This is a genomic window from Cryobacterium luteum (assembly GCF_900110125.1).
Taxonomy (GTDB): domain Bacteria; phylum Actinomycetota; class Actinomycetes; order Actinomycetales; family Microbacteriaceae; genus Cryobacterium; species Cryobacterium luteum.
Genome location: NZ_FOCN01000051.1, coordinates 1 through 3805 on the forward strand (window position 1 = coordinate 1; position 3805 = coordinate 3805).

A 3805-nucleotide genomic window follows, 5' to 3' on the forward strand; every position below is an offset into this window, starting at 1 on the left:
CAAAACCGCGCCTGTTTCTTAACGAACTCATTCTTCAACCACACGTACAACACCTCACAAAAATCGAGTGTTGCGACGACCGGTTGAATCCGCCTTCCCCCTACGGAACCATTAGGAGGCCGCGGTCTTCGCCCGACCGCTCCGCCGTCCGCGGCCTAACCAAACCTAATAAGTAGTTGTCAGCAAGATGGCTAACCGCCACTATTCACTGTGTGTATAGTGGCGGTTGTGGACAACTCTCTCACCCTGCTCGGGCTGCTCAGTGTCGAGCCCAGCTATGGTTACGATCTCAAGCACACCTACGATCGTTTCTTTGGAGTGCGGAAACCCCTCGCGTTCGGTCAGGTCTATGCGAGCCTGGCACGCATGACCCGTGACGGGCAGATTCTTTCGCTAGCTGACGAGGCTGGTGGGGGCCCTGATCGTAAGAAGTACGAGGTCACCGAAGTCGGCCGAACCCGCGTCTCGCAGTGGATGTTCACGCCCGATATTCCCTCGGAAACTTTGCAGAGCAACCTTTTCGCCAAGACCATCATTGCCCTACTCGTCGACGACAACGCAGACCGGCTGCTCGACGTGCAACGCACGGAGCATCTCGCCCGTATGCGGGAACTCACCCGTGAAAAGCAGGGAGCAGACCTGATGCGCGTGCTGCTGTGTGACCACGCGCTCTTCCATATTGAGGCCGACCTGCGCTGGATCGACCTGACCGGCGCCCGACTGACCCAACTGCGAAACGAGATCAAACTGCCATGACCGTCCTCATACAGGCTCGGGGCCTGCGCAAGTCTTTCGGCCCGACGGATGCCCTCCGCGGCATTGATCTGGACATCCAGCGCGGCGAGGTCGTCGCGGTGATGGGGCCTTCGGGCTCCGGCAAGTCGAGCCTGCTGCACTGCCTGGCCGGTGTGGTGCTGCCCGACAGCGGCACGGTATCCGTTGGTGGCACCGTCATCACTGCCCTGAGCGAAGCACGCCGGTCGGCCCTGCGCCTGAAGGAGTTCGGCTTCGTTTTTCAGTTCGGTCAGTTGCTGCCCGACCTGACAGCGGTCGACAACGTCACCATTCCGCTGTTACTCGGAGGCATGAAACGCAGGCAGGCGTTGACGGCTGCTCGGGGATGGCTCGACCGCCTCGGCCTTGAGGTCGCCGCCGATCAGTTGCCCGGCGAACTCTCCGGCGGCGAAGCCCAGCGCGTCGCTATCGCCCGCGCTCTGGTCACGCAACCGTCGGTGCTCTTTGCGGATGAGCCCACCGGGTCCTTGGATTCCCTCGCTGCCGAGAACGTGTTGACAGCGATGCTCGAGCTTGTCCGCAAGGCGGGAACCACGCTCGTGATGATCACCCACGACCCGCGCACGGCGGCCTACGCCGACCGCGAGATCATCGTGCGGGATGGTCAGCTGGCGGCAACTGACCGGGTCGGCATCAAATGAATCCGAGTGTGGTCCGTCTGGCTGTGATCGGCAGCCGTGCATCCTGGGGGCGGCTGCTGGGCATCACCGCCGGAGTCGCCGTGGGCGTGACTCTGGCGCTCCTACTTGGGGGCGCATATCAGGGCTTGGGTGCCCGGGACGAGCGGTCCAGTTGGATGTATGCCTCCGGGGAGTACATGGTCGGCGGCGACACAGGCCCGGGCGCGGTGACCGCTGATATGGCGTCGCTGGGCGACGACCGAGTGGCGCTGGCCCACACGACCGACCGGCACGAGGGGGATCGGATCGTGCGTCTGGATCTCGCCGCCCCGACAACGTCGAGCGTCACGATTCCGGGCATCACCGACCTGCCGCAGCCAGGTGAGTACTACGCGTCGCCCGCGCTCATCGACCGCATTGCGCAGGTTCCGCCCGACGAGCTCGGCGACCGCTTCGGCACACTCACTGGAACCATTTCCGACTCTGCCCTCGCGAGTCCTGATTCGCTCGTTGTCGTTGTCGGCGCCAGGACGAGCGCCCTAATCGAGCGCCCGGCAGCGCAGATCGTGACCAGTTTCACAGACGTGCCACACCGTGCGGGCACGAACTACCAGACCGTGGCGATCGTGGGTGCCATCGCAGTGCTGTTCCCGGTGCTGTTGCTCGTGAGCATCGTGACCGGGCTCGGCGCCGTAGCTCGGCGGGAGCGTTTCGCCACACTACGTCTGATCGGCGCCACCCCGCGCACCGTTGCCGCCATCGCCGCGGTTGAAACAGCGGCCACAAGTCTCATCGGGGCACTGATCGGCGTACTGCTTGCCGCGCTGCTGGGCCCGGTCGCCGCGCTCGTCTCCGTCGACGACGGAGTGTTCTTCCCTTCAGACCTCGCCGTGACGCCGCTTACCGCGGCCACGGTAGTGGCGGTCACCGTCGCGGCATCCGCAATTACGGCAGGCGGGCGCATCCGTCGCGCGGGCATCGGACCGCTTGGACAAACGAAACAGCAGGCAGAGAAGACCCCCTCGCTGCTTCGCTTAGTGCCGCTTGCAGGCGGGCTGGGCATACTCATCGCCACGACCGTAGCGGTGCTCGCCGGACTGCCCGTTCCGCGCGTCGGAACGCTGATTGTCATCGGTTTCACCATCACCACCGTCGGTCTGCTCGTGGCGGGCCCCTACCTCACCCTGCTCGCGGGCGGCATCATGGCTCGGCGCAGCAAGACAGCGGCTGGAGTCATCGCGGGCAACCGCATCCGTCGCACGCCCGTGGCCACCTTTCGCTCCGTGAGTGGCCTCGTCGTTGCCGTGTTCATGGTCAGCGTCTTCGCGGGTGCCGCGACAACCGCCAACCAGAGCGTAGCCCCCGACGATGGGCCGGGACTGCTTCCGGTCAGTACCCTCATTCAGCATCTGGATTCAACGCCCGCCGCGACCGACCCCGCTCGCACCGAAGCGGCTCGCGCGCGCATCGCCGCGATCTCGGGCGTCACCCAAGTGACCACAATTTTCACGATTGATTCCGGTGAGGGACCCGACGCCAACCGGCTCCTGATTTCGGCGGATGCCGCGAACGACCTCAGTCTCGGGATTGTTCCTTCCGCTCCTATCGTCTCCATCAACAGCGACGCCCTGAGCGGAGCTCCCGCCGTCTTCACTCCCGCGGAAGCGACCAACGTGGCCAAGCTGACTCCGCGCATCCTGCTCATCGGCACCAACGGATCACCGGCCGCGATCGAACGCGCGAGAACCGCGCTGCAGGCGGGCACGATCGCCGGTACCGGATGGATGCCCGCGGGCACCCGAACGGATCTCGCCGACGATCGGTTGCAATCCATGGCCGCGAGTTTCGCGAACCTCGCGTACTTGGGTATCGGCGTTGCCACGCTCATCGCCGGACTCTCACTCGCCATCGCCACCATATCGGCCATGATCGACCGCCGCCGAATGCTCGCCCTGCTGCGGCTGCTCGGGATGAACCTCGCCGGCCTCCGCCGCATCATCACACTCGAAGCGGCAGCCCCGCTCCTGTCCGTGATGGCAATATCGATCGCACTCGGCTTTCTGGTGGCCGACCTCATACTCGTGGGGCTCACCAACGGTGGCCGATCGGTCGGCTGGCCCGATGCCCGCTACATCGGAGCGCTACTTGCCAGCGCAGTGCTTGCCCTCGCCGCGGTCGCTGTTGCCGTCAGCCGATTGGGGAAGAACACCGACTTGGCCGCGATCCGCTACGAATAGGCGACTCGCACTGGCATCACGAAGGAGGATTTCGCCGCAACACAACGTCGTCCCGCAAGACGTTCGGCTTACGGGCGGTTGGTGCTCGGCATCGCCTCGACTGTTTCTGGTCCAACTTCACGGTCCTCGGCGGAGGGTGAGCCTGACGCGATA

Annotated in this window: 3 protein-coding genes; all 3 read left to right on the top strand. The window is 64.8% G+C overall.

Going from position 1 to position 3805, the window contains the following annotated elements; genetic code table 11:
• Positions 1 to 228: 228 nt before the first annotated feature.
• The 3 genes from BMW72_RS18050 to BMW72_RS18060 are packed head-to-tail and all read left to right on the top strand — an operon-like array spanning position 229 to position 3652.
• Positions 229 to 756: a PadR family transcriptional regulator gene (locus BMW72_RS18050; RefSeq protein ID WP_092113102.1), complete on the top strand. Its 528-nt coding sequence runs from the start codon at positions 229 to 231 to the stop codon at positions 754 to 756.
• Positions 753 to 1436: an ABC transporter ATP-binding protein gene (locus tag BMW72_RS18055; protein WP_092113105.1), complete on the top strand. Its 684-nt coding sequence runs from the start codon at positions 753 to 755 to the stop codon at positions 1434 to 1436. The genes BMW72_RS18050 and BMW72_RS18055 overlap by 4 nt, the downstream gene beginning before the upstream one ends.
• A gap of 8 nt (positions 1437 to 1444) precedes the next feature.
• Entirely contained in the window at positions 1445 to 3652 is a 2208-nt protein-coding gene (locus BMW72_RS18060) for an FtsX-like permease family protein (RefSeq protein ID WP_166787628.1), read from the top strand.
• Positions 3653 to 3805 lie beyond the last annotated feature (153 nt).

Excerpts from the sequence above, each read along its gene's own strand:
- BMW72_RS18055 (WP_092113105.1), top strand. The coding sequence starts at position 753 with ATGACCGTCCTCATACAGGCTCGGGGCCTGCGCAAGTCTTTCGGCCCG.